We start from the raw sequence: 25,189 nt of genomic DNA on the forward strand, positions 1-25,189 counted from the left end.
GGTTGAGCATGCATTTAGGTATTGCCTCTATCTAGCAGCTAGAGAAAAGAGCCGGCTGAACAGCAGACGGCTGTCGCCGGTCACCTTTCAGGTTCCGTCCCACAACGCTGGATTCGACAGCGCGGATGCCAAAGCGTACTTATCGGGTGTTCGAATATGTGACTAGTACGCAGTAGCATAGATATGCGTGTGATAATCGCTGGCGCTGGGCAGGTCGGCCGAAGAGTTGCAGCCAAACTCGATGGGGCTCACGATGTCGTTGTGATCGATACTGATGCAGACCGGATCGATAGCCTTGGCTACGAACTAGATGTCCTCACGGCTCTCGGTGACAGTTCGACGATCGAAACACTGGAGGAAGCCGGTATCGCGGACGCTGATCTGCTCATCGCGAGTACAGACAGCGACGAAATCAATATCCTGACGTGTGAGACGGCGAAAGCACTGAGTGACGTCACGACCGTCGCACGCGTCAGACAACTCAAATATATCGAAACGTGGGATCGTGCAGACGACGTGTTCGGTGTTGACTTCATGGTCGGGACGAATCTGTTGACTATCGGGGCAGCCGTCGGCGGGACGGGCCTGGAAGCAGCGAACAGCTTCGATGTCTTCGCCGGCGGGACCGTCCACGTAGCCGAATTCGAGGTCGATCCAGGGGGTTCGCTCGTCGGGCTCACGGTCGAGGAAGCCGACACGTTCGAGGGATTGACCTTCGGCGCTCTCGTCCGATCGGGAACGACCATCGTTCCGACTGGTTCGACCCAGATCGAAGCAGGCGACGGTATCATCGTCATGGGAAAGCCCGAATCAGTCCATACGCTTGGCACCCAACTCAGTCAGGAGAAACCAGCCACGCAAAACGTCCTGATTGTCGGTGGGAGTGATATCGGATATCACACTGCGCGACTGCTTGAGGAACGGGGGCTTCGCCCGCACCTGCTGGAGAGGGACCCTGACCGCGCACGCGAACTGTCCGAACGGCTCTCGGCGACGACTGTCCGCAACACGGACCCGACAACTCGGGACTTTCTGGAGACCGAGCGAGCCGCAGACATCGACGTTGTTGTTGCGGCACTCGATCAGGATAGCGAAGCGAACCTCCTTGCAGCGCTCCGGGCAAAACGGATGGGTGTCGATCGTTCGGTCGCAATCGTCGATCACGGTGACTACGTAGACCTGTTCGAGACGGCCGGTGTTGACGTTGCGGTAAACCCGCGGCGAGCGACTGCCGAAGAAATCATCGAATTTGCCCGGGATCAGGATACGCAGAACGTTGCCTTGCTGGAGGACAATCACGCCGAGGTGATCGAAATACGGATCGACACGGAGAGTGCCCTCGCAGGGCGTCCGATCGCGGAGGCGATCGCCGATTTCCCACCTGGTGTCGTGATCGGTGCGATCACTCGCCACGGGAGCTTTCTGAGGCCCCGTGGCGATACGGTCGTCAAACCGGGAGATCATGTCGTCGTTCTCGCTGACAGTGATGGCATCGAAGACGTAATGCAGCGCCTATGAGCGGACCTGCCTCTCGGTGTGGCCGACTGTCTCCCACTCAACCTGCTCTCAGACAGGATGTGGAGGTGACCTGATGCATCTGAATGTTAACTGGCGACAGAGCTGTGCGCTCGTCGGGACTGTCCTCAAGTATCTCGCCGTCACGATGCTCATTCCGCTCTTCGTCGCGGTCATCTATGGGAACGACGTGGATGTGTTTCTTGCATCGGTCGTGATTACTGCTGGACTCGGTGTGTCACTGGAACGGAGTGCCGACGTTGACGACCTCGGAGCGGAGGAGGCGCTCTTGTTCGTGACGCTCGCCTGGGTCGGCGTGTCCGTCGGTGGGGCCGTGCCATATTTGCTGGAAGGCCTCGGGACGGCATCGACGGTCGGACTCTCCCTCGAATCGCCGGGCGCACTGGTCGCCTCGATCGTCAACGCTCTGTTCGAATCGACATCAGGATTTACAACGACAGGGGCGACTGTGCTCGGCGATATATCGTTCGAGCGACATTCACACGCCCTGCTCATGTATCGGCAACTGACACAGTGGCTCGGTGGGATGGGCATCATCGTCCTCATGGTCGCAATCTTGCCCGAACTGGCGGTCAACGGCGCACAGCTGATCGACGCAGAGGCGCCGGGCCCGGAACTGAAGAAACTCACCCCACAGATCGCCGAAACGGCACGCATCCTCTGGCTCGTGTACGCCGGATTCACCGCCCTGTTGATCTGTTTGCTCTACGCGCTCCATCTGCTCGGCGCTGCCCCAGAGATGAATCTGTACAACGCGATCGCGCACGGATTCACGACGCTCCCGACCGGTGGGTTCTCCCCGCAGGCCAAGAGTATCGCATTCTTCTCGCCGGCCGTACAGTGGCTCGTCATCCCGTTTATCGTCATCGCAGGGACGAACTTCGCGCTCTTTTATTTCGTTCTCAAGGGGCAGTTCGTCGAGGTGTTCCAGAATCGGGAATTCCAGGGGTACATCGGTGCAATCGTCGGTGTCGCGCTCGTTCTCTGGGCGCTGTTGTTCAATGGCGCTGCACCCGCGCTCGAACTGGGTGGGGTTACTGGGGGTGTTGTCGAGAATTCACTGCGACAGGCCCTGTTCCAGACCGTGACCCTGCTCAATTCCACCGGCTTCGCGACGAGTGACTTCGCCCAATGGAACGAAGCGGGCCAGTTCCTCCTCCTGGCAGTGATGTTCATCGGCGGGTCGGCAGGGTCGACGGGTGGCGGTGTCAAGGTGATCCGCTGGCTGGTCATCTTCAAAGCCGCACGCCGACAGCTCTCGTCGACAGTGTATCCCGATGTCGTGGAGCCAGTCCGTCTCGGCGGACAGGTCATCGACGAGAAGGTCGTGCGGGGGATCTTCGCATTCACCTTCCTCTATCTGTTCATCTTTGCCGTCTCCGCGGTGGTCATCGCGCTCGATTCGGGGCGTGTGGGGCTTGATTTGACGACGATCGAGGCACTCAGTGCGAGTATCGCGACCATCGGGAACATCGGCCCTGGCTTCGGGATGCTCGGGCCGTTCGGGAGCTATCTGGAGTTTCCCGAGACGTCGAAACTCCTCATGATCGTGCTGATGTGGCTTGGACGACTCGAAGTGGTTCCAGTGCTCGTGTTGTTCACTCGCTCGTTCTGGGAGTGGTGAAACCGTCGCGCTCGGTCTGAGGACCGACTCCTTTCCCGCCATCCGAACTGTGTAATGGTCTTCCGATAATGCCCGACAAGCGCCCTGTCTTTTCCACATGAGTCTTGACAATCCCTGGACAGACAGGCCAATAGAATCCGTCTAAAACGCGCTCAAGAGCCGCTATATGATGCCCATCTCGTCGAGTCGCTCGGGCAGATACGTATCAGTCACGGAGTCAAGCCCGTAGGAGGCCAAAGCCTGCTGTTCGGACTCCAGCGCGTTGATGTCTGAATCCGCGAGGGGAACGGTCGGCAGAAAATCATCGAAACCGCGCTGTTCGACGTGCTGGACGCGATTTCCGTCTTCCCCGGGTCCGGCGCTCCAAAGGACGACGGCACCTTCCTGCAGGACTGTTTCGTCCTCCCCGACGGCTCAACGGCCGAGGACTTCGCGTACTGCCTGCATACGGACATCGGCGAGGGGTTCCTCCACGCCCACGACGCCCGTTCGGAACGCCAGGTCGGCGCGGAGACGGAACTCGATCATTGTGATGTTGTCGAGATCACGACGGCGAACTGACTCAGTGGAGACGGGTTTCTGCATATAGGAAGCGTGGGATAGAACCATTTACGGCCAATTTCGACGATGCAACTAGGGAGGGGAGAAACGGCTGGGATGGACATAGCTCTAGAAAGCAGTGTAAGAGACAGCGCATGGGTTCACCAGTATGCACCCATCTTTCTTCGTTGAACGGCTGAACTAGCTGTTAGGCAGCAGCCACTTAGTTACTATCTTCACTGGAGTATGGAGTGAAAACTGGAAGGGGTCGATCAGGGTCGTTACGCTCTATGTTGGATAGGAATTGCTGAGTTTTGTTGACCAAGTCCGCTCTTGTTTCGAATTCGATTGTGTCAATCTTGAAAGTAGACGGAATTTCATCGATACTGGCGCTACTGAACCCTTCAGTCTTGAAAATCCGAAATCGCTCCCGGGGCTTGCGAACGGGTTCTTGATTCCCTCTTCGGAGGTGAAATTCACCAAGTATGGTCCCGACCTCTGCACCAACACCTGTCGTAAGACCAGCATCTGAAAAGACGAACACTACAGCATCACTCACTGCCGCGAAGGCAACCGATTGATCAAGGACAGACATCGCTTCCTCATCGTCACTTGCTTCTGCGTCAGTTGGGATGGTAACGTCTGTCGCAAGAAAAGCATGTACTCCGAATCGGTCGCGATAGGCCTGGCAGAGATCTTCGAGAGCTAATTTGAAGCTTCCACGCTCATCAGCAGTGATGTGACTCTCAGGTTCGAACAAGGGGTCGTTGATGAACGGCGATTGAAGCTGGTCTCCGTCTGAATAGGCGTACGTGGCATCAAATGCGGTGTACGGTCCCATCACGAATACGTAGAAATCATCCTCAAGTTTCGATGAGTCTGGTTGGGGGACATCCTGTTGTATCCGTGAAAAAACAGACTCACTTTCAAACGTGAATCCGTAATTCCGGCTATTCATTGTCACTGCGTTCACCCGGAAAACCCGTATAAGTGTTGTTTCGACGTAAAGGTAAGTTAGTTTAGTTAATAACCGTTAACCTAATTAGGGAAGACAACGTACATCAGACTGTGATGACAGGGACCCTAGAGCAAAAACTTTTCACCGAACTGGATGAGGGAAATGTAATTCAATACGTCGAGCAGCGACTTTTCGGTGAGAAAATCGATTCTCTAACCCCACATATTGAGCGGAAAAAGGCACTCGCGGAACCGACACGATATAGTATCGTATACTTGCTGTACGAATACGGAGAGATATCCAGGAAACGTCTCGCCGCAGAAACCGGCCGCGACAGTAATGACTTACAGCACCATCTCAACGACCTCCTTGACACGAACCTGATCGCAGAGATTCCGGCTCCAGAGGACGCTGATGGGCGACAAACGTACTACCGTATCACGACCCTTGGGAAGCAAGAAATTGCCAGTGATATCGAGCATATCGTTGGAGGCCTCGCTCACGAAAACCGGTTTAGGGCTCTAGGAGACCCAGAGTTGGTTGATGAGCGGTCTGACAGCGGGGATAGAAGACGAGCACTCGTGGCAGCTACCGAGGAGGGAGTGGAGGAACTGGATAATCGCCGTAGAGACCTCCGGTCCCGGTGGAAAGATTTCCAACAAGTGGCCAGTCAGGAGTGATTGAAACGCATGACTACGAATATCGGCTTGATATTCGATTTTGACGATACACTTGCTCCAGACTCAACTACGCAACTACTGAAAGAATACGGGGTTGATCCAGAAGAATTCTGGTTTTCAGAATTTCAATCGCGTGTGAGGGAAGGATACGACCCAACTGTCGCGTATCTATCCTTATTGGTCGATAAGGTCGGCGATGACCAGCCGTTTGGAGAACTGACTATTGAGGACCTCGAAGCGTTTGGTGCGGATATATCTAAGACACTCTATTCGGGGATTCCTCGACTCTTTGACGACATCGATTCCATTGCAGACGAATACGAGGAGGTCACTATTGACTACTATATCCTCTCAGAGGGACTCGAACCGATAATCCAAGGTACTGAGATCGCGGATCGATGCGAGGCAGTGTATGCCTCTCAGCTAGATGCTAATTCTGAAGGCATCATTCAACGCATCCAACGACCAATATCGTTCACTGATAAGACGCGGTATCTCTACGAAATCAATAAAGGAATCACTCCTGAAGATGCCAAAGATAATCCGTACGAAGTCAATACCCTCGTAGATCCTGAGGAGCGACGGGTCCCGTTTGAGAACATGATATATATTGGCGATGGAATTACCGATATTCCGTGCTTCTCGTTGGTAAAGGATCGTGGAGGTCGCGTCTTTGGCGTAATTAACAGCGATGGCGAAGGTGAGGAAGGATCAGCGAAACAACGTGCTATCAGAGATATTGGATCACCGAGGAGAGCCGGGAATCTGAACGATCCGATGTATGGCGAAAGTGGTCGATTGGGTTCACTACTCCGGTTGACTATCGAAGGGATATGTACTGATCGGACGATCGATGAACTTGAGGCTCTCTGAGAGTGCTTTGGCCCACTATTTGTTTGTCAATTAGTCCTCATTTGACCTTCCTAATCACTTCCGATGGCGACTGACCGTTTGTCAATACGCGCCCTGGTCTCTTCCTCACGACTCTTGCAATTCTTCTGTATAGACAGACCAACAGAATCCCTCTCAAACACGCCCAAGAGCCGCTATATAATGCCCATCTCGTCGAGTCGCTCGGGCAGATACGTGTCGGTCACGAAGTCCAAGCCATACGAAGCCAGGGCCTGCTGTTCGGATTTCTTCTCGATGTCGAGCTGGAGTTCGATCTGTTCCTCCCAGTAGTCGGTCTGGAAGCGCGGGTCCTCGAGTTCGGACTCCAGGGCGTTGATGTCCGAGTCCGCGAGTGGATCGGTCGGCAGGTCGTACTCGACGATGTCCTCGGGCTGGACGCCGATGAACTGCGCTTCGGGCGTCGCGAGGTATTTCGAGAGGTGGGCCGACTTGATCGATCCATACGCAACGGAGCCGTAGATTCGATACGACCAGGGGTCACCGTCAGTGAACACCGTCACCGGCAAGTCGAGTTCGTCGTGCAGTCGCTTGGTCAGCCGCCGGGTCGCACGGGCGGGCTGGCCGCCCAGGTGGACGACGATGGCGTCGTGCTCGTCGTCGAATCCGTTCTCGACGAGCCGATCGCGCATCCCGCCGGTCTCGACACAGAGGACGAACTCCGCATCGTTGTCCAGAAACTCGATGGTGTCTGGGTCGTTGGGGATCTGGTAGCCGCCCTGCCCGACATCGTGCTGGCAGTGGATCTCTCTGTCCCCACGGTTGGTCTGCTCGCGGAGGCGCAACGGCCCCATCACCTTCGCGCCGGATTCCTCGGGGCGCATGTGGAATTCCTCGCGACGCACGTCTGAGACGATCTCTAAGTCCTCGATGAGTTGATTTGACTCGTCTTGGCTGTTGAACTGGGCCTCGTCCAGGTCCCAGGACTCGCTGAGGTAGTACAGTTCACGCAACGTCGAGGAACGGTCTTCTTCGAGCTGATTGGCGAGGAAATCGATCGAATAGATGACCTTCAGGAGTTTCTGGGCACCCCGGACGCTGTTGGCCGAGCGGGTACTCTTCCGATCGCCGTAGACCCAGACTTTCTGTTCGGGATCGTACTCGATGTTGCTCTTCGTCCGCGTGGGGACATCCATGTGTGGGACGTCGCCCTGGTCGAATTGGTCGTAGAACTGCGCCGCCAGCGCGAGCAACCGCTCACGTGCGTCCCCTTCTGTCGCCGCTCCCGTCTCGTCTGTGTCAGTACTCATGGTTCACCGTCCACGGTCAGTTTTGCGCTCTCGATCCCATCCACCGACACGTCGAAGTCCGCCTCGCCGTCGATCTCGTAGGTCAGCGCCGCCGCCTCGCCGCTGGAAACGGTCGGCGACCACTTGAGGAACCACTCGCCGTCCATCTCGACGACGCGGGCGTCGTCGCCCTCGGCTTTCACGTCCGCCGGCTCGAGGGTCACGATGTCGGTGATCTCCGGTTCGGCGTTCGTCGAGTCGTTGTTCTCGACGACCAACCGAACCGTCCCGTCTTCGACCTCGCGTTCGACCAGGACGTTGTTCATGATCCGGGCCAGCGAGTCGTCGATGTCCAGTGCCTTGCGGCCGGTCACCGACGACAGTTTACTCGCCATTTCGGGCAGGATCGTGCCGAGTTTGTCCTGTTTCTCCCGGCGCTGGCGCATCGACCGGCGCTTGTTCAGGAAGGACTTGAGTTCGCGGGCAGCTTCCCGAATGGCGAGTTCGATTTCGTCTTCGATCTCGGGAACGTTCGCGATCGCGTCCTTCGATTCGCTGGTAAATGGCACGTTCGTCGAGGCGACGTGGACCATTACTACTGCCGGGCCGTTGGGCAGGCCCGACCCGCCTGGCTGGTCGAGGCCGTAGTTGCGCCAGTTGATCGTCTTGACGACGTCTGTCGTCGCACACGCGCCGCGCTGGTAGACCAGCGGGACGCGATTGGCAAAGCGCATCACGTCGACTGGGCCACCTTCGTCCAGAGCGCCGCCGTAGGCGATTCCGGCCTCGACGATGAACGGATCGCCGCCGTGGACCGAGGCGTCTCGAGTCGCCGCCGCGTAGAAGTCGGCGTCGAACTCTTTGCGCAACCCCTCCTCGACCAGGCGCTCGGTGATCGGCGCGAGACAGTCTGTCGGCGGCGAGATGATGTCCGTTTCCCGCATCGCCTCGAGCAACTCCGAGGCGGCGTCCCGGTCGTCGGCGACCGTGGAAACGTTCGGCGGATCGTCGGGAACGGTCACCATCGCGTTCCAGATTTCCTCGAGGACGTTCTCGCGGGCCGTTTCGCCGATCGTCGCGTCGTCGTATTCCTCGGTATTCTCGGCGGCCCGCTGGACGTAGTCCGCGAGTTCGCTCCGAGTACAGCAATGTCGTTCGTCTTCGCTGTCCAGGAACTTCGCGGCGATCCGGTCAGCCAGCCCTGAGAGCGTCGCATCATCTTTCCGGGAGCTGGTCGCGTCGTCGACCAACCCGTAGAGATCCGAAGCGAGCGTCTCGCGGGGATCGCCGTCGTCGGTGTTGCCCGTGATCTCGGCCCAGGCTGCGGCCGTTGCCTTCTCTCGGACTGTCGCTCCGAAAGTCGTCCCGAAGCCTTCGGCCGCCTGCTCGCCAGCCTCGTCGACGATTTCCCGGAGTTCGTGATGGGCGATCCGGTCGCGTTCGGCGACGGCGTCGGCAACCTCGCGGGCGAAAGACTTCGTGGCGTCTTTGCCCTTGTTGGCGACCGCGGCCCGGACGGCCACTTCGACGTCACCTTCGTGGGCCTGTGGCGGTCGCCAGGCCATCCCGCGACCGAAGTGTCTATCACGAAAGTTGTTCAGGACCTTCTCGGCGGTCGTCGAGCCGACACGAGTGAGTTCCCCCTGGAGGAACCCCGAAATGGAGTACGAATCGGTTGCCTCGAGCATCTTCAGTAGCGTCCCGAGTTCGACGCCGTGGGGATGAGGTCTGATCTCCTCGGTTTCGGCCGGCAACTCCGCACCCTCGGCGCGCTCGAACTTTGCGGCCTCGTCCATCTTCGGATCGCTGAACTCGATGCGGGCGTGGGGATTGACGACCGCGGTGTGCTTGATGTAATCGTGGAGTTGCTGGCGAGCCCGGAGGTTTGCCTCCATCTCGATCTCGATGCGCGTCCCATGGGGGCGGTCCCACGTCGTCGTCTCGTCGACGCTAATCTCCGGCTCGTTGTCGTCGGTGTCGATGATCAACTCGAAATAGTGGGCCTCCTCGCTGCCCTTCGTCCGGGAGGTTATCTTTGCGGGCTTCCCGCTGGTCAATTGCGAGTACAGAACGGCCGCACTAATCCCGATCCCCTGTTGGCCGCGAGACTGCTGGCGCTTGTGGAACCGGCTGCCGTACAGCAGCTTCCCGAACACTTTCGGGAGTTGCTCTTTCGTGATGCCGGGGCCGTTGTCCTCGATGACGAGCCGATAATAGTCGCCGAGATCCTCGATCTCGACGTAGATGTCGGGGAAGATGTCGGCTTCCTCGCAGGCGTCGAGACTGTTGTCGACCCCCTCTTTGACGGCCGTGACCAGCCCTCGGGCACCCGAGTCGAACCCGAGCATGTGCTTGTTCTTCTCGAAGAACTCGGCGATGGAGATCTGGCGCTGGCTCTCGGCCAGCTCCTCGGCGATCCCCTCCTCACCGAGCGTCGACTGCCTTCCTGCCATCCTTAGAGTGAGCAACCGTCCCGCGGTTAAAGGCTTCCCGGTGGCGCCCAGACGGCGTTTCGCTACGGCACTGATAGAAAACCCGACCCGCTATCCGTCAGTCAACTCGAGCGTGACGCTCCGTGCCTGATACTCCTCTAAGAACGCACCCACCCCACCGACAGTCACGTCTCCGTCGTCAGTGTCGAGAACGAACGAGTGTTCGATGGGGAACTCGTTGTTGATCGGGTCGACGATGCCCTGCCGAGTGTCGACGACACGCCCCGTGATCGTCTCGGTCGATTCGTCACCGTCGTTAGGCAAGGCGTCGACGCGGGCGGTGACCTCGTCGCCGTTGCGCAGCCGTAACGTCGCTTCGAAGACGGCCTGTTCGAAGCTACTGTAAGTCCGGGGCAGCGGTGCCGGATCGACCACCTGAAGCTGGTCGGCCGACAGCCAGAAGTTCGCCATGAACGAGCCGTACAGCGTCGGAACGATCCGCTCTTGAACCAGTGAGATCGCCTGCTCGTCGCTGTTGGCGGTCGACATCATCTCCGAGGAGGAGATGATCCCCAGATCGCGATCGACGCTCAGTATCACCGGGATAGACTCGTTCCAGGACTGGACGACGCTGGCTATCGGGCGGTCGTACCCGGCGAATTCTTCGGCGTCGGGTTCGCCGTCAGTCACCAGCAACAACACGAGAACGCCCCGATCGACGGCGTCTTGCAAGGCCTCGGCCACGCGTTCGAGGTGTGAATAGGGGATCGACAGCGCAACTCGGTGGTCGGCTTCATCGATGAACTCGTTGATCCGCTTGAGAACAGTGACCCGGGACTTGATGACATCGAAGCGCTGCGGTCGACTCTCGGCCGCCGAGTAACGCCGCTGGAGCGCCGGCTCGATCTCCTCGAGGCGCTGGGAGAGGAGTTCGATGACTTCCTCTGGCGGCTTTGCCCTGATCTTCGTCGGAACCACGTGATCGTTGACTTCGACGAACCCCTGGTCTTCCAGTTCTTCACAGACGCTGTATACGTAGCGTTTGGAGACGCCCGTGGCATCGGCGATCGTACTTGCCTTCGCCTCGCCGCTCTCCAGGACAGCGAGGTATGTCCGGATCTCCGTATCCGAGAGGCCGAACCGCTTCAACTGGGGAGCCAGCGTCGAATCGTCGAAGTCACTCATCGGGCACTCCCCCGACAATCGCCTGTCGACGACAGCGACCCGACCCACCCTGAACCAGGAGGTTGATTACAGACAGACCCATACTACGGGCACTGCCAATATTCCCGTGCTCGCGAGGTAACATACGTATCGCTAGTCGCCCCTGACTGATAAATTGTTTGAATTATTTCTTCACAATGTGCGGTCACGCGCGCGCGTGACCTTTAAGTTACCCCGGGGATAACCCAGAGACAGTGTTTTATGAGCGACGATAACGAGTACGGCGCCGGCCAAATCCAGGTGCTGGAAGGCTTACAGGCCGTCAGAAAGCGGCCAGCGATGTACATTGGTTCTACTGATTCCAGAGGACTGCATCACCTCGTCTACGAGGTCGTCGACAACGCCATCGACGAGGCGCTCGCGGGCCACTGCGAGGCCATCGAGGTGGCGATCAACGACGACGGATCGGTCTCGGTGACCGACGACGGCCGGGGGATCCCAGTCGATACCCACGAGGAGTACGACGCCCCCGCGGTCGAGGTCATCATGACCGTCTTACACGCCGGCGGGAAGTTCGACAACAAGTCCTACCAGGTTTCCGGTGGACTGCACGGGGTCGGCGTTTCCGTCGTCAACGCACTCTCGGGGTCCCTGGAAGTCGAAGTCCGGCGGGACGGCGCCGTCTGGCGCCAGGCATTCGATCACGGCGAACCGGACGGAACGCTCGAACGAGTACGCGATCTCTCCCCGGAGGAGGGGACGGGGACGACTATCCGCTTTTGGCCCGACAAAGAGATCTTCGAGACCACTGATTTCCAGTTCTCGACGCTCGAAAACCGGCTGCGTGAACTGGCCTTTCTCAACTCTGGCGTCGAGATCACCTTAGCTGACGAACGTGACGGGAACGAAGAGACCTTCCAGTACGAGGGTGGGATCAAGGAGTTCGTCGAGTACCTCAACGAGACCAAAGACGCCCTCCACGAGGGGGTGGTCTACTTCACCGATGAGGCCGACGGCATCAAACTCGAGGTCGCCCTGCAGGCGACCGCCGAACTCCAGGGTTCAATCCACGCCTTCGCCAACAACATCAACACCCGAGAGGGGGGAACGCACCTCACGGGATTCAAGACAGCGCTGACGCGCGTCGTCAACGACTACGCCACGGACAACGATCTGCTGGGCGACCTCGACGAGACGCTCAAAGGTGATGACATCCGCGAGGGACTGACGGCCGTTATATCCGTGAAACACCCAGACCCGCAATTCGAGGGCCAGACTAAGACGAAACTGGGCAACAGCGAAGTACGGGGCGTCGTCGAGAGCACGATGCACGAGAACCTCGGGACGTACTTCGAGGAGAATCCGGACGTTGCCCAGGCGATCGTCAGGAAGGCCGTCGAGGCCGCCAAGGCTCGCAAAGCCGCCAAAAAAGCCGAAGAACTCACCCGCCGAAAGAGCGCCCTGGAGTCGACGGCACTGCCCGGGAAGCTCTCGGACTGTCAAACGCGGGATCCCGACGAGGCCGAGCTGTTCATCGCGGAAGGTGACAGCGCGGGCGGGAGTGCCAAACAGGCCCGCAATCCCGAAAATCAGGCAGTCCTGCCGATTAAGGGTAAGATCCTCAACGTCGAGAAACACCGCCTCGATCGCATCCTCGAGAACGACGAGATCAGGGCGATGATCACCGCGATCGGCACCGGGATCGGTGAGGAGTTCGACATCGAGGAGACCCGCTACAAGAAGATCGTCATGATGACAGACGCCGACGTCGACGGCGCCCACATCAGGACGCTGTTGCTCACGTTCTTCTATCGGCACATGCGGGAACTGCTGGAAGCCGGCTACGTCTATGCGGCCCGGCCGCCGCTGTACCGGATCCGGTATCGCGGGGAGACCTACGACGCGATGACCGACGCCGAGCGCGACGAGATCGTCGCCGAGAAGTGCGACGGCAATCCCACCCAGGTCCAGCGGTTCAAGGGACTGGGCGAGATGAATCCCCAGCAACTCTGGGAGACGACGATGAACCCCGAGAACCGATTTCTCAAGCAGATTACCATCGAGGACGCTGCCGCCGCAGACAAGATGTTCTCGGTGCTGATGGGTGATGCCGTCGAACCGCGCAAGCAGTTCATCAAGGAGCACTCGCCGGAAGCCGAATGGGTCGACATATGAGTTCAGATCTGCCGGACGGTCCGGACGCTACTGCCGACGCCGCGCGCGTCGAGAACGTCCGGATCGAAGACGAGATGGAGCAGAGTTACATCGACTACGCGATGAGCGTCATCGCCGGGCGCGCGCTGCCCGACGTCCGGGACGGCCTCAAACCAGTGCATCGCCGGATCCTCTATGCGATGCACGAGATGGGAGTTTCCTCGGGTTCGTCCCACCGCAAGTCCTCCTCGATCGTCGGGGAGACGATGGGGGACTACCATCCACACGGCGATAGCGCGATCTACGACACCCTGGTACGGATGGCCCAGGACTTCTCGATGCGGTATCCCTTGGTCGACGGCCAGGGTAACTTCGGGTCTATGGACGGCGATCCGGCGGCCGCGATGCGATACACCGAGGCCCGGATGGCACCTGTGGCTGAGGAGTTACTCGAGGACTTAGAGAAAGACACCGTCGACTTCCAGGCCAACTACGACGACCGCCTGCAGGAACCCGAGGTCCTGCCCGCCGCATTCCCGAATCTCCTCGTGAATGGCTCTTCGGGCATTGCGGTCGGGATGAGTACGAACATCCCGCCGCACAATCTCGGCGAGGTCATCGACGCGACGATCCACCTGATCGACAATCCAGACGCCGAGGTCACAGACCTCATGGAGTACGTCAAGGGGCCGGACTTCCCGACGGGGGCCAACATCGTCGGCAAGAACGCGATCCACTCCGCCTACGCGACGGGAAGAGGGCGGCTGACCGTCCGCGCCGAGTACGAGATCGACGAGATGGCATCTGGCCGTCCTCGGATCGTGATTACGGAGATCCCCTTCCAGGAGAACAAGGCCCGCATGGTCGAGCGGATCGCCGACGACGTCAACGAGGGCGTCATCGAGGGCGTCTCGGACCTGCGCGACGAGTCAGATCGGGACGGCGTCCGTGTCGTCATCGAGTGCAAACGCGGTGCCAACGTCGACGTCGTCGAAAACCAGTTGCTCGACCATCACCTCGAATCGACCTTCGGAGTCATTAACCTCGCGCTGGTCGACGGCGAACCACGCGTTCTCTCGCTCAAAGAAACCCTCGAAGAGTATGTCGCCCACCGCAAGGAGGTCGTCCGCCGGCGTTCGGAGTACGACCTCGCCGAAGCCGAGGATCGCGCACACATTCTCGAAGGCCGACTGAAAGCCCTCGAGAACGTCGAGGACGTCGTCGAGTTGATCCGCAACTCCGAGGATCGCGACGCGGCCAAAGCGGCGCTTGAAGAGAACTTCGAGTTCTCTACGGAACAGGCCCAGCATATCGTCCGGATGCAACTGGGCAGCCTCACGTCGATGGAGGCCACCGAGATCGAAGACGAGTACGAAGACGTCCAGGCCGAGATCGAACGGTTGGAGACGATCCTCGGCGACGAGAACGAACTGCTCGGTGTCATCAAGAACGAGCTCCGGGCCGTCAAAGAGGAGTACGACGACGACCGTCGCACGAGTATCATCGAAGACGACGGGACGGTCACCCGCGAGGACCTCATCCCAGAGGAGGACTGTCTGGTCGTCATCACCGAAGACGACTACATCAAGCGGATGCCCGTCGACCGCTTCGATCCCCAACGGCGCGGCGGCAAGGGGATCATCGGCGCGGATCCCAAGGAGGGCGATCGCGTCTCGAAGGTCTTTCGCGCGAACACGCATGACTACCTACTCGCCTTCACGAACCACGGCCAGGTCTATCGGCTGAAGACCTACGAGATCCCCGAGATGTCCAGAACAGCCCGCGGGAAATCAGCCGTCAATCTCCTGAAATTCGACGATGGCGAGGAGATCACCGCGGTCGTGGGTACCGACGAGTTCGGCGACGACGAGTGTATCACGATGGTCACTCACGATGGGTACGTCAAGCGGACCTGCTCGTCGGAATTTGAGAACATCCTCTCGACGGGGATCATCGCTGCGAAACTCGAAGATGGTGACGAACTGGTCGACGTCACCGTCACTGACGGGAGCCAGGACCTCGTGATCGCCACGGAGGGCGGGATGACGATCCGCTTCGACGAGAGTGAGGTCAGACAGATGGGTCGGTCAGCCCGAGGAGTTCGCGGCATCGACCTGCAAGAGGGAGACGCCGTCGCGGGTCTGGTCGCCACCGACGAGACCGACGATCGGTCGCTCTTGACCGTCACCGAGAACGGGTACGGTAAACGGACACCCCTCTCGGAGTACCGTTCTCAGTCCCGCTACGGGAAGGGCCTGATCGACATCAAGACCGACGACAGAAACGGACTCGTCGCCTCGATCAAGGCGGTCGCCGAGGGCGACCACCTCGTCGTGATGAGCGAAAGTGGACAGATCATGCGCTGTCCAGTAGATGACGTTTCGACGGTCGGCCGCAACACGAAAGGCGTCACGATTATGGACGTCGAAATTGACGACAGCGTCTCGACAGTCGACGTGCTCCCGACTACCATGATCGACGACTGAGAGTACACACAGGGTTCGACTGACGGGCTCTGGTCTGCCCGGAGTAGAGAACCGACGTTGTGCACACCGTGACGCCGAACCCAAGCGATGTGACCGCCCAGCCGACACGCCGACCCGAATCCCAAGATACCCCGTCGATCGAGTTCTTCCCGCAGGGGAGCCGGTGGCGAAGCCGCCGGTCGATCACACGCCACACTGGAACGGCAAAAGCGAGGCTACCAGCGAGGAACCGATAGAACTGAGTCTCGCGTGACTACCACGCCGACGACAGCCCGACCCCAGTGAGCAAAAAAAAACAGAAGTCACTAGTAGTGTCTCGTCCGGAGTCGGACGCTCGTGACTCGCTGTGAGGAGAATTACCAAGAGACTCCTTGTTGCCTGTCAGCTCATGACGAACCGAACGGCAGCCGAGGTCCCGTGGGCCGGCAGGTAGGCACAAACACTCGAACCGGACCAATATATCGTCTGACTCAGGGGTCAATTCCGATATCGTTTATCACAATCAGCTATGGCCGTTCTGGCCGGATTCAAGCCAGGTTCGGCCACTTGGACCCCGTGAGAGAGTGAGTATCGTGGGGTCACATCACCGTCGCTTTTAATACTGGGTATCACGAAAAATGGCTCATGTCATCAATCGAACTGACGCCCAGTCAAAAAAACATCCTGCAGGAACTCGTCAACCTCTATCGTGACACAGAGAACGCCGTCAAGGGTGAGGAGATCGCCGAGAAGGTAAACCGCAATCCTGGAACGATCCGCAACCAGATGCAGTCGCTGAAAGCACTCCAGCTCGTCGAGGGGGTCCCGGGGCCGAAAGGCGGATACAAACCGACTGCGACGGCCTACGACGCTCTCCAGATCCAGGACATGGACCACGCTGCGGAGGTCCCGCTGTTTCACAACGGCGAACGCATCGAGGAGGCCAACGTCGCCGAGATCAATCTCGCCAGCGTCCATCACCCCGAGAACTGTCGGGCAGAAGTGTCGTTGCAAGGCTCGCTCGCCGATTACAAAGAGGGCGACAGCGTGACGGTCGGTCCGACCCCCCTCTCGAAGCTCCAGATCGTCGGCACCCTCGACGGTAAGGACGACACCAGCAACAAACTCATTCTGACGATCGACGACATGGTAGCGCCGGCTGAGGCGCCCGAGCACTGATCGGCTGTCGACGGGGAACGATCAGTCGAAGTCACGGTACCGTCTCGCGAAGAATCGGGTTGGGATTTCAAAGGCTTTGTATCCACCCCTCACTGAGGGAGGGGTATGACTGAGACGGTGGTCGTCCTCGGGTCCGGATACGCGGGCGCAGGGGCGATCAAGCGCCTCGAATCGGAACTTGGCGCTGACGTCGATCTCACCTGGATCTCCGAGCAACCGTATCATCTCGTCCTGCACGAGGTTCATCGCTGTATCCGTGATCCGAGCGTCCGAGATGACATCACGATCCCGATCGAAGAGATCAAGTCGCCGACGACGACTTTCCGCGAAGGGCTCGTCGAGACGGTCGATACCGACGCGAGGACAGTACACCTTGCCGACGGTGAGTCGATCGACTACGACTACCTGCTCGTCGCCGTCGGCAGTCAAACGGCATTCTTCGGCATCGACGGCCTCGAAGAACACGCACTGACACTGAAGTGTCTCGATGACGCACTGGCGATCCACGACGAGATCGGTACCGCCGCCCGGGACGCGTCGGACGATGAGCCGGCACGGGTCCTCGTCGGTGGTGCTGGCCAGACGGGCGTCCAGGTCGCCGGCGAGATCGCAGCCTACCGCGACGAACACGACGCGCCGATCGAGATTCTCCTCGTCGAAGGGATGGATGCAGTCGTGCCGGGCAACGAGCGCCCCTTCCAGAAGGCGATCAGAGAGCGTCTCGACGAACGAGGCGTGATCGTCCGCACGGGACAGTTCATCGACGATGTCGACGCGGAGACGATCTACCTCGAGGACGGAGAGGAGATCCCCTACGACGTGCTGATCTGGACCGGCGGGATCACTGGCCAACAGGAGATGAACGACGTCTCGATCTCCAAGGATCGGGAAAGCAACCGGTTGAAGGCGACGACAACCTTCCAGACCGACGGCGAGCGCGTCTTCGCGATCGGTGACGCGGCTCTCGTCGAACAACCCGGGGACGAACCCGCACCCCCGACGGCACAGGCTGCCTGGCAAGCCGCGGACGTTGCCGCCGAGAACATCGCCCGGGCCATCCGCGGCCAGCCCCTCAAAGAGTGGCGTTTCGAGGACAAGGGAACCGTCGTCTCGGTCGGTGACGACGCCGTCGCCACGGACGTACTGTACTCGCCGATAAAGACGTTCAACGGCATGCCCGCAGAACTACTGAAGAAGGTCATCGCCACCCGCTGGATCGCAGACGTCTCCTCGCTCTCCCGGGCTATCTCTGCCTGGGGGCGGATGTGATCGCTCGTCAGAAACTGTCTTCTGGCCCTTGCTCTGGGTAGTCAGGTGTCGTCCCCCGGTCGTCACTCGAGTCCGTCGAAGTCGGGGTAGTCCTCGATCTCGACGCCGCCCTCGGTGATCTGGGCGACGTACAGCCCGTTCCCGGAACCGGTGTCCCGCTCCGCGGCCGCTCGGACCGCCGCGGCGGCTACATCGATGGCCTCGTCGTTGCTCATGTCCGGTTCGTAACGATCCTCCAGAGTGCCGTAGGCGACGGTGAGTCCCGAACCAGTGACAGTGTAGTCGTCTTCCATGACGCCGCCGGCAGGATCGATCGAGTAAACGTGGTGGCCGTCGTCGTCGACGCCGCCGAGGATCGGGTTGATCGCCAAGAAGGGACCGCCCCTGGCGAAGTTGCCGGCCAACGTCGAGAGGGCCTGCATACTCATGTTCCGGCCGCGGCGCGCCTCGTAGAGGTTGACCTCGGCCCGGAGTGTCCGAATGAACGATTGGGCACCACCGACGCTACCCACGAGCGTCAGGGCCGCAGTCGGGTGGATCTGTTCGACCTTCTGGACGCGCTTATTCGAGACGAACCGGCCGCCGAGGCTGGCGCGCATATCCGTCGCAATCACGACGCCCTCTGCCGTCGTGATTCCAATTGTCGTCGTCCCGGTCTCCGTGACCTCCCGGTCAGTCCCCGAGTCCGGAAGCGAACCGAGTTCTGGTTCGTACACCGGCGAGCCACCGTCATCTAGGGAGCCGACGCCCGACTGTCCGGGCGAGAGATCACTATCAAAGTGATGGTCGAACATTAGCGCCCGCTACTGGCCCGGCGAAGATAAATCCACGTATCGACGGCGTGTATCGACCGCGCTTGCGACGTCCGATCACGCTTCAGCGGCTGTCCGGTCGTACGCTTCACCGAGACGTGCGACGGCTCGGTGGATCGGCAACGAGAGCCCGGCCCGGCGAAGGCCGAGTGCGATCGGCAACAGCAGGATGCCGACGAGCAGGCTCAACTGGTACAGCACGAACAGGCTGGCACGGTGCAGTGCGTCCATTGTCTTCGATGAGAGATGGCCCGAGAAAAGTATATAAGCATTACTGAAATATAACTGGGGGCTTTACAAATAATGAAGGATAGAACGTCCGCTGTCTTGCGATTAAAGTTCATTTGCACTTCACCCAACTAATCGAGGATAGCCCGGCACAAACACATAAGAGGGGCGTTGGAACAGCGGCACGTAGCCATAAGTTATGGCCATTATCGGGATGACATGCGCTCGCCCCGTCGGGAAATCAAAAAGCACGAATAGGCGCGCGGGCTGGGTTTGAACATGAACTACCTCGTGGCGATGGAAGCGGCCTGGTTGGTTCGTGACGTCGAAAACATCGACGACGCCATCGGCGTCGCGGTTAGCGAAGCCGGCAAGCGGCTCAACGACAAGGATATGGACTACGTGGAGGTTGAGGTCGGCGCCACGACCTGTCCGGCCTGTGGCGAACCGTTCGACTCGGCGTTCATCTCGGCCGACACCGCCCTCGTCGGGCTCGTACTAGAAATGAAGGTGTTCAACGCCGAGAGCGTCGAACACGCCCAACGGATCGCCAAAAGTGAGATCGGCGGTGCCCTCCGGGACGTTCCTCTGAAGGTGATCGAGACAGTCGAGTTCGCGGAGGACGAGGAGCCACCCACTGAAAACGTGGAGTAAACTACTCCACCCTACTTCGCTCGGGGGCAATGGCCCCGCTCGCTCGTTGAGGGTGGGGCCTCCGCCTCGAATCAGGTGAAACTGTCGGCTGTACGTTCGTAAAGATATTCGCCACCACCGTGGTGGCCAATTCCTTGAGTTTGTTACAGCCGGTAGTATGGGCACTGGTCGATTCGACGTGAGTGGCGACACCAGGGTAAAGCGCCGTGCCGCTCGCCAGAAACATGAGGACACCCGGTGGCTTTTTGTATAACCCATAGTTATCCAGCGGTATGGAACTCCCCACGCCCCAGGATCTCCGCGAACGCCGAAACGACCTCGAACTCACCCAGAGCGAACTCGCCGAGCGTGCAGACGTCTCCCAGCCGCTGATCGCCCGGATCGAAGGTGGCGACGTAGACCCGCGCCTCTCGACGCTGAGGCGTATCGTGGATGCACTCGAGGAAGCCGAAGGTGGCATCCTCAGGGCAGGGGACCTGATGCACAGCCCCGTGGTCAGCGTTGCCCCAGACGACAGCGTCCGGCAGGCCAAGGAATTGATGGACAGCGAGGGATACTCTCAGGTGCCCGTCGTCCGGGACGGTCGGCCCGAAGGGCTGATCGGTAACGTCGACATCCGCCAGCGGGAGGCGGACAACGTCGGTGAACTGCCCGTCGCCGAAGTGATGCACGAGTCGATCACGACCGTCGAACGTGACGCAACCGTCGACGAGGTCGATACCTATCTGGACCACCACGCCGCCGTCCTGGTCGTCGAGAGCGGCGAGACGATCGGCATCATCACCGACGCCGACATCGCCACCCACGTCAGCTGATCTGCCTGGCTAGTGGCGCGCCGCCCGCAGATCCGTCGTCAAGACAGATCGAGTCCCCGGATCGAGACGCCTTCCGCCCCGTCGGCGACGCGCCCGATGATCCGTCCGTCAGCCGACGATTCGACGATCTGCATGGCGTCGTCCGGATCGAGCGCAGTGACGAACCCCGTTCCCATGTTGAACGTCCGGTGCATCTCCACGTCGTCGATGGCCCCCTGTTCCTGAACGAACCTGAAGATTGGCTGTGGATCGAACGGTTCCTCGATCACGTACCGGAACGGCCCCATCCGCGTGAGGTTCGTCCAGCCACCGCCAGTCACGTGGGCTGCGGCGTGGGCGCCGTGTTCCCGGAGGGCACCGAGTACGTCGGTATAGATCCGGGTCGGCTCTAGCAACTCCTCGCCGATCGTCTTCGAAGGATTCGGCGGGAAGGGATCGACGTAGTCGTGTTCGCGGGTGACGGCCTCGCGGGCGAGGGTCAGACCGTTGGAATGGATACCACTGGAGGGCCAGCCGACGATCGCGTCGCCTACTTCTGCCTCGCCTGGAAACAGCCCGTCTTTCGGTGCCAGACCGGCTGCGGTCCCGGCGATGTCCAGCCCGTCGATCACGTCCGGCATGACCGCCGTTTCGCCGCCCACCAGCGCGACGTCGGCGAGTTCGGCACCGATCGCCAGTCCCTCACCGACCTGCTCGCTTGTCTCCGGGTCAGGTTCCTCGACGGCGAGGTAGTCGACGAATGCGACCGGTTCGATGCCGGCAGCGACCAGGTCGTTGACGTTCATCGCGATGCAATCGATGCCGACCGTCGAGTAATCATTGAGTGCCTCAGCGACGAGCAACTTCGTCCCCACGCCGTCGGTCGCCAGCGCCAGGTACCGGTCACCGATGTCGACCAGGCCGGCGAAGTCACCTTCGAATCCCTCGGTCGCACCCACCAACGCCGCCGTGGCGGCATCGCTCTCGTCGATGTCGACGCCCGTCTCTGCGTAGGTCAATCCGTCCTCATCTGTTTGCGATTCAGCGCCGGCTGAACCGCCCTCGGCGTTCGGATCCCTGTCGGTCATACCCGTGTGACCGCGCGGTGCGGGCAAAAGCCCACCGCTCTACCGGTCAGAAGAACTCCCGCAAGAACACCCGTTCAGTCGGGAACAGCCGGTCGAATCGCCTGCTGACATCCGGACTGTCGACCGCCAGACCGCCCTGACGGGTCGCCGCCGTAGCGTCGAAACTCCCGACGACAAGTCCCGAGAGGGTGCCCACATCCAGCCGGGCGTTGCGATCAACCGCCGCCTCTGGATCCTCGTCCCGCACCGGCTCAACATCGCCCGTACCGCCTGCAACCCGGAGGCGGAACGTCCCGTCGATTCCCGTCGCGAGCGGATCGTGAACGTCGAACGTTACTGTCTCCTCGAGGTCGTCCGGATACGGTACTGCCTCCAGAGCCGTTTCCACGTCGGTAATCCGGATCATCGCCCCTGGCTCGACCGTACACTTGACGGCGTCGGGATCCGCCACGAGGGCGAACAGCTCGGACGCCTCTGGCCGCTCGAAGATAACCCGGTCGGTCTGTGCCCCGTGCTCGCCAAGAAACCCGAGGAGTTCGCGGTAGGCGTCGTGATCGACGCCGGCCATGTACGCGACTTCGAGGCGTTCGTCATCGAATGAGTGGGTGACGTAACCTGCGGGCTCGCCGTCTCGGTCGTACCGATAGACGTGACGCCGTCGGTCGCCCCACTCGCTGAAGATCCGACGGCGCCACCAGGCCTCGCTCCGACGGAGCGACAGCGTCTCTCCCTCACCGGCTGTGAGGTGCACTGCCCGGAGTGAACGCCAGTCTGTGGGTTCGACGGGCTGGAATCGCCCCTCGCCGTCGCCGACCCCGACCAACGTGTGTGGCTCGCACTCGTAAGTGCTGACGCGGTTGGCAGTCGTCCAGCCGAACTGCCGATAGAACGCCGTTTCGAACGGCCAAAGGGCGACGAGCGGGATCGACTCTGCCGCGTACGACTGGACGGTATCGCGAAGCAGTCGACGGGCATAACCGGTGTGACGGTGTTCCGGCGGCGTCGCGACCGTTCCGAGCCCGCCGAGGGTGATCCACTTGCCCCGCAGTCGGGCGTCGAACGTGTACTGCCGACAGATGCTCCGGAGTTGTCCCTCCTCGAACAGCCCGTAGCGTTCGCCGGGACTGGACTGCTCGACGGTGTCGTCGGTCCGGGGGCCGTCCTCGGGATGGAAGGCGTACTGCCTGATGCGCTCGTACTCGTCGGCTTCCGACGGCGAGACGCGGCGATAGTCGACCATGGTGCGTGATCTCGCGGCGCCAAAAAGAGCCTACCGTTCACGCTCCGGGAAACGGACTTGGTTCCCGTGGTCCCGTTCACAGCCCGGGGCCGAACAGGGCGGCGACCGCGAGGACGATCGAGGGGATGGCGACGCCAGCGTAGACACGACGATCCCAGCGGAGAACGGTCTTCCCGTCGAGTGGCCCGACGGGGAGCATGTTGAACCCGGCCAGTAGAAGATTGATCGTGACGCCGAATGTGGCGACGGCGCTTGCCGTCGAGGCCGCCAACAGCGCTACCGGGAGGAATGCGGCCGCGAGTGCCAGATTCGTCACTGGGCCGGCCAGCGCGATCAATCCGGACTCCCGAGGCGTGATCCGACCCCGGTGGACGACCGCACCGGGAGCGGCGAAGATGAACCCGGCCAGCGCCGAAACGACGGCCAGAAAGAGCATGCCGTAGTCGGCCCGGAACGCGGCCACCTGGCCGAATCGGACAGCAACGACCTTGTGGGCGAGTTCGTGGAGGACGAACGCAACGCCGACCGTCCCCAGGCTCATCAGAAGCTCGCGAGCGAACGCCCAAAAAACATCCTCGATTGGCGCGACAGTGGCCCCTTCCAGCAGGTACGGATTCAAGAAGAGCGTGAACGCGACGCTCAACGCGATCCAGGCGGCAAACAGATCGAGTATCTCACGTCGACCAAAGCGGATCCGCATAGTCACGACAAGAGTCCCCAGAGCAGTTGCGCGCCGTTGCGGGCCCCCTCAAGCATGTGTGCTGTGACCTGATCGATGCCGCCGACTTCCGCGAACATGACCGGGAGAACCGTCGTCGCAAAGAGCACGCTGGCGATGAAGCTCCCAACGTTCGTCAGGGCGACGACGAGGATCAATCGGAACAGCGGTACCTCCCGCATCTGTCTGAGCAGTTCCGGGATCGGGAGTTCCTGATCGTCGAGTAGTTCGTTGAGTTTGCTGATATCACCGATGTTGACATCAAGATAACGCAGTTCGACGTAGCCGGCGAACCAGCCCGGCGCGAGTAGGGGGTTGACGCTGGTCAACCACGCGACCGCGCCGCCGACCCCCGCGCTGGTCCAGTGAGCGCCGGCCAGTCGGGCCAGCCCGGCAGCGATGATGCCGTTGACGATGAACCACAGGGCAAACATCCGAAGCAACCAACCCTGCTCGGCGCCGCCGAGCAACAACAGCACGAAAAAGGTGGCGAACCCGAGCGTGAAGAGGTATCCAAAGAGCTTGTATACTGAAAAGCGTCGCCCGGAGATGGTCCCGGTCAGTTCAGCCATCGGCGGCAGCGTCTCCGGGTCCTTGAGGTATTGTTCGATCCCCTCGCGGTGACCCGCGCCGACGACGGCCACGACCGACGCCCCCGCCTCACGGAGGGAGAGCAGTTTGTGGGCGATGTAGGCGTCCCGTTCATCGATCAGTGCCTCGGCTCCACCCGGCGAGAACCGCCGAAACTCCTCCATCATTGCTGTGACGGCGTCGGTGTCAGTCAACTCCTCGATGTCGAACTCCTCGACGTCCTCGACGTCGTCCCCGGCAGTCCGGGCAAGCGCGAACGCGAGCGGGATGGCGATGACCGCGCCGATGCCCAGCGCCATCCCAAAGACGTCGATGACACTCGCCAGCGGCCCGAGGGCACCGATCCCGCCGACCAGGGAGACGCCGCCCAGGACGGTAGCGATGACGGCCACGAACAGGCCGACAGTCAGACCGATCGTCCAGGCAGCCGTCCAGGGCCCGGCGACACCGACGAGCATCCCGCCGAAGAGCTTTAATTTCTCTATGCCAGTGAGGCGTCGCCAGAACCGCTGGATCGTCGTCTGGATGTTCCGGTCGACCAGTGCGACGTCGATTCCGTTCTGTTCGGCCGTTTCGACGCCCGCCATCATGTCTGCGCCGGGTGTCACGTCGAAGCGGTCACCCAGCCGCGCCTGGACGTACGAGAGCATCCAGTAGGCCAGAAACTGGAAGACGGTATTTCCCTCTAGCAGGTCGCTGGGTTCGATATCGTCAGGGGACTCTCCCTTGAGCTGTCGATACCGGCCCTCGTCGAGTTCGACGGCCACCATATCCGGTTGTTCCGCCTCAATCGTCTCCCTGACGCGCTCGGCGCTCTCCTCGGAGACGTGGGCGGTCCCGACCAAGTTGATCGAACCCGCCCCCGAGGCGCCAGGCGATTCACCGACTGGATCGCTCATCGTCCGTTCTACCAGTCCCGAGTTCC

General features: G+C 60.5%; 20 protein-coding genes and 2 pseudogenes. 11 read left to right on the forward strand and 11 right to left on the reverse strand.

Annotated elements, in window-relative coordinates; genetic code table 11:
* Positions 1-183 precede the first annotated feature (183 nt).
* The gene (gene trkA, locus BN2694_RS03420) at positions 184-1,518 is read left to right on the forward strand and encodes a Trk system potassium transporter TrkA (protein ID WP_135662636.1); all 1,335 of its coding nucleotides are present in this window, start codon (positions 184-186) and stop codon (positions 1,516-1,518) included.
* A gap of 73 nt (positions 1,519-1,591) precedes the next feature.
* Positions 1,592-3,160: a TrkH family potassium uptake protein gene (locus BN2694_RS03425; protein ID WP_135662638.1), complete on the forward strand. Its 1,569-nt coding sequence runs from the start codon at positions 1,592-1,594 to the stop codon at positions 3,158-3,160.
* Positions 3,161-3,322: 162 nt separating this feature from the next.
* Here BN2694_RS03425 and BN2694_RS03430 read toward each other — a convergent pair.
* Positions 3,323-3,457 (reverse strand): annotated as a pseudogene (locus BN2694_RS03430) (DNA topoisomerase IV subunit A); the annotation flags it as partial.
* Between BN2694_RS03430 and BN2694_RS03435 the strand changes: the two are divergent.
* A pseudogene (locus BN2694_RS03435) lies at positions 3,455-3,721 on the forward strand (TGS domain-containing protein); the annotation flags it as partial. The pseudogenes BN2694_RS03430 and BN2694_RS03435 overlap by 3 nt on opposite strands.
* Positions 3,722-3,923: 202 nt before the next feature.
* Here the strand turns inward: BN2694_RS03435 and BN2694_RS03440 are convergent.
* On the reverse strand, positions 3,924-4,658 hold the full coding sequence (locus BN2694_RS03440) for a DUF7509 family protein (protein ID WP_135662640.1): 735 nt from the start codon (positions 4,656-4,658) through the stop codon (positions 3,924-3,926).
* A 113-nt stretch (positions 4,659-4,771) separates the two neighbouring features.
* Here BN2694_RS03440 and BN2694_RS03445 point away from each other — a divergent pair, with 113 nt between their 5' ends.
* On the forward strand, positions 4,772-5,338 hold the full coding sequence (locus tag BN2694_RS03445; RefSeq protein ID WP_135662642.1) for a winged helix-turn-helix domain-containing protein: 567 nt from the start codon (positions 4,772-4,774) through the stop codon (positions 5,336-5,338).
* Between the two features lie 9 nt (positions 5,339-5,347).
* On the forward strand, positions 5,348-6,211 hold the full coding sequence (locus BN2694_RS03450) for a hypothetical protein (protein WP_135662645.1): 864 nt from the start codon (positions 5,348-5,350) through the stop codon (positions 6,209-6,211).
* 173 nt (positions 6,212-6,384) lie between these two features.
* Here BN2694_RS03450 and BN2694_RS03455 read toward each other — a convergent pair whose 3' ends face one another.
* The 3 genes from BN2694_RS03455 to BN2694_RS03465 form a co-directional block, all read right to left on the reverse strand.
* Positions 6,385-7,497 carry a DNA topoisomerase IV subunit A gene (locus tag BN2694_RS03455; RefSeq protein WP_135662647.1) on the reverse strand — a complete coding sequence of 371 codons (1,113 nt, stop codon included), beginning with the start codon at positions 7,495-7,497 and terminating at the stop codon, positions 6,385-6,387.
* Positions 7,494-9,929, reverse strand: a complete 2,436-nt coding sequence (locus BN2694_RS03460; RefSeq protein ID WP_135662649.1) for a DNA topoisomerase VI subunit B — start codon at positions 9,927-9,929, stop codon at positions 7,494-7,496. Before BN2694_RS03460 ends, BN2694_RS03455 begins: the two co-directional genes overlap by 4 nt.
* Positions 9,930-10,019: 90 nt before the next feature.
* Positions 10,020-11,093: a TrmB family transcriptional regulator gene (locus BN2694_RS03465; RefSeq protein ID WP_135662651.1), complete on the reverse strand. Its 1,074-nt coding sequence runs from the start codon at positions 11,091-11,093 to the stop codon at positions 10,020-10,022.
* A gap of 240 nt (positions 11,094-11,333) precedes the next feature.
* Between BN2694_RS03465 and gyrB the strand changes: the two genes are divergently transcribed.
* The 4 genes from gyrB to BN2694_RS03485 all read left to right on the forward strand — a co-directional run bounded on the left by gyrB (position 11,334) and on the right by BN2694_RS03485 (position 18,139).
* Positions 11,334-13,247 carry a DNA topoisomerase (ATP-hydrolyzing) subunit B gene (gene gyrB, locus BN2694_RS03470; RefSeq protein ID WP_135662653.1) on the forward strand — a complete coding sequence of 638 codons (1,914 nt, stop codon included), beginning with the start codon at positions 11,334-11,336 and terminating at the stop codon, positions 13,245-13,247.
* Entirely contained in the window at positions 13,244-15,712 is a 2,469-nt protein-coding gene (gene gyrA, locus BN2694_RS03475) for a DNA gyrase subunit A (RefSeq protein WP_135662655.1), read from the forward strand. Before gyrB ends, gyrA begins: the two co-directional genes overlap by 4 nt.
* 624 nt (positions 15,713-16,336) lie before the next feature.
* A complete protein-coding gene (locus tag BN2694_RS03480) occupies positions 16,337-16,870 on the forward strand; it encodes an Rrf2 family transcriptional regulator (protein ID WP_135662657.1) in 534 nt (177 codons plus the stop codon).
* Between the two features lie 105 nt (positions 16,871-16,975).
* The gene (locus BN2694_RS03485; RefSeq protein ID WP_135662659.1) at positions 16,976-18,139 is read left to right on the forward strand and encodes an NAD(P)/FAD-dependent oxidoreductase; all 1,164 of its coding nucleotides are present in this window, start codon (positions 16,976-16,978) and stop codon (positions 18,137-18,139) included.
* Positions 18,140-18,201: 62 nt separating this feature from the next.
* Here BN2694_RS03485 and psmB read toward each other — a convergent pair whose 3' ends face one another.
* Entirely contained in the window at positions 18,202-18,933 is a 732-nt protein-coding gene (psmB, locus tag BN2694_RS03490) for an archaeal proteasome endopeptidase complex subunit beta (protein ID WP_135662661.1), read from the reverse strand.
* Positions 18,934-19,008: 75 nt separating this feature from the next.
* Complete coding sequence (locus tag BN2694_RS16955; RefSeq protein ID WP_167879952.1) at positions 19,009-19,182, reverse strand: hypothetical protein; 174 nt, start codon at positions 19,180-19,182, stop codon at positions 19,009-19,011.
* 276 nt (positions 19,183-19,458) lie between these two features.
* Here BN2694_RS16955 and BN2694_RS03495 point away from each other — a divergent pair, with 276 nt between their 5' ends.
* Both BN2694_RS03495 and BN2694_RS03500 read left to right on the forward strand, forming a co-directional pair.
* On the forward strand, positions 19,459-19,833 hold the full coding sequence (locus tag BN2694_RS03495) for a DUF555 domain-containing protein (protein WP_135662663.1): 375 nt from the start codon (positions 19,459-19,461) through the stop codon (positions 19,831-19,833).
* 272 nt (positions 19,834-20,105) lie between these two features.
* Entirely contained in the window at positions 20,106-20,648 is a 543-nt protein-coding gene (locus tag BN2694_RS03500; protein ID WP_135662665.1) for a CBS domain-containing protein, read from the forward strand.
* A 38-nt stretch (positions 20,649-20,686) separates the two neighbouring features.
* Here the strand turns inward: BN2694_RS03500 and purM are convergent, their stop codons facing one another.
* The 4 genes from purM to BN2694_RS03520 all read right to left on the reverse strand — a co-directional run bounded on the left by purM (position 20,687) and on the right by BN2694_RS03520 (position 25,163).
* Positions 20,687-21,715, reverse strand: coding sequence for a phosphoribosylformylglycinamidine cyclo-ligase (purM, locus tag BN2694_RS03505; protein WP_135662667.1), 1,029 nt, complete (start codon positions 21,713-21,715; stop codon positions 20,687-20,689).
* A 46-nt stretch (positions 21,716-21,761) separates the two neighbouring features.
* A complete protein-coding gene (locus BN2694_RS03510) occupies positions 21,762-22,955 on the reverse strand; it encodes a GNAT family N-acetyltransferase (protein ID WP_135662668.1) in 1,194 nt (397 codons plus the stop codon).
* A 76-nt stretch (positions 22,956-23,031) separates the two neighbouring features.
* Positions 23,032-23,655 (reverse strand): metalloprotease, encoded by a 624-nt coding sequence (locus BN2694_RS03515; RefSeq protein ID WP_135665422.1) that lies wholly within the window; start codon positions 23,653-23,655, stop codon positions 23,032-23,034.
* A 2-nt stretch (positions 23,656-23,657) separates the two neighbouring features.
* Positions 23,658-25,163: a TraB/GumN family protein gene (locus BN2694_RS03520; protein ID WP_135662669.1), complete on the reverse strand. Its 1,506-nt coding sequence runs from the start codon at positions 25,161-25,163 to the stop codon at positions 23,658-23,660.
* Positions 25,164-25,189: the final 26 nt, after the last annotated feature.

It is taken from the genome of Halorhabdus rudnickae, from assembly GCF_900880625.1.
Taxonomy (GTDB): domain Archaea; phylum Halobacteriota; class Halobacteria; order Halobacteriales; family Haloarculaceae; genus Halorhabdus; species Halorhabdus rudnickae.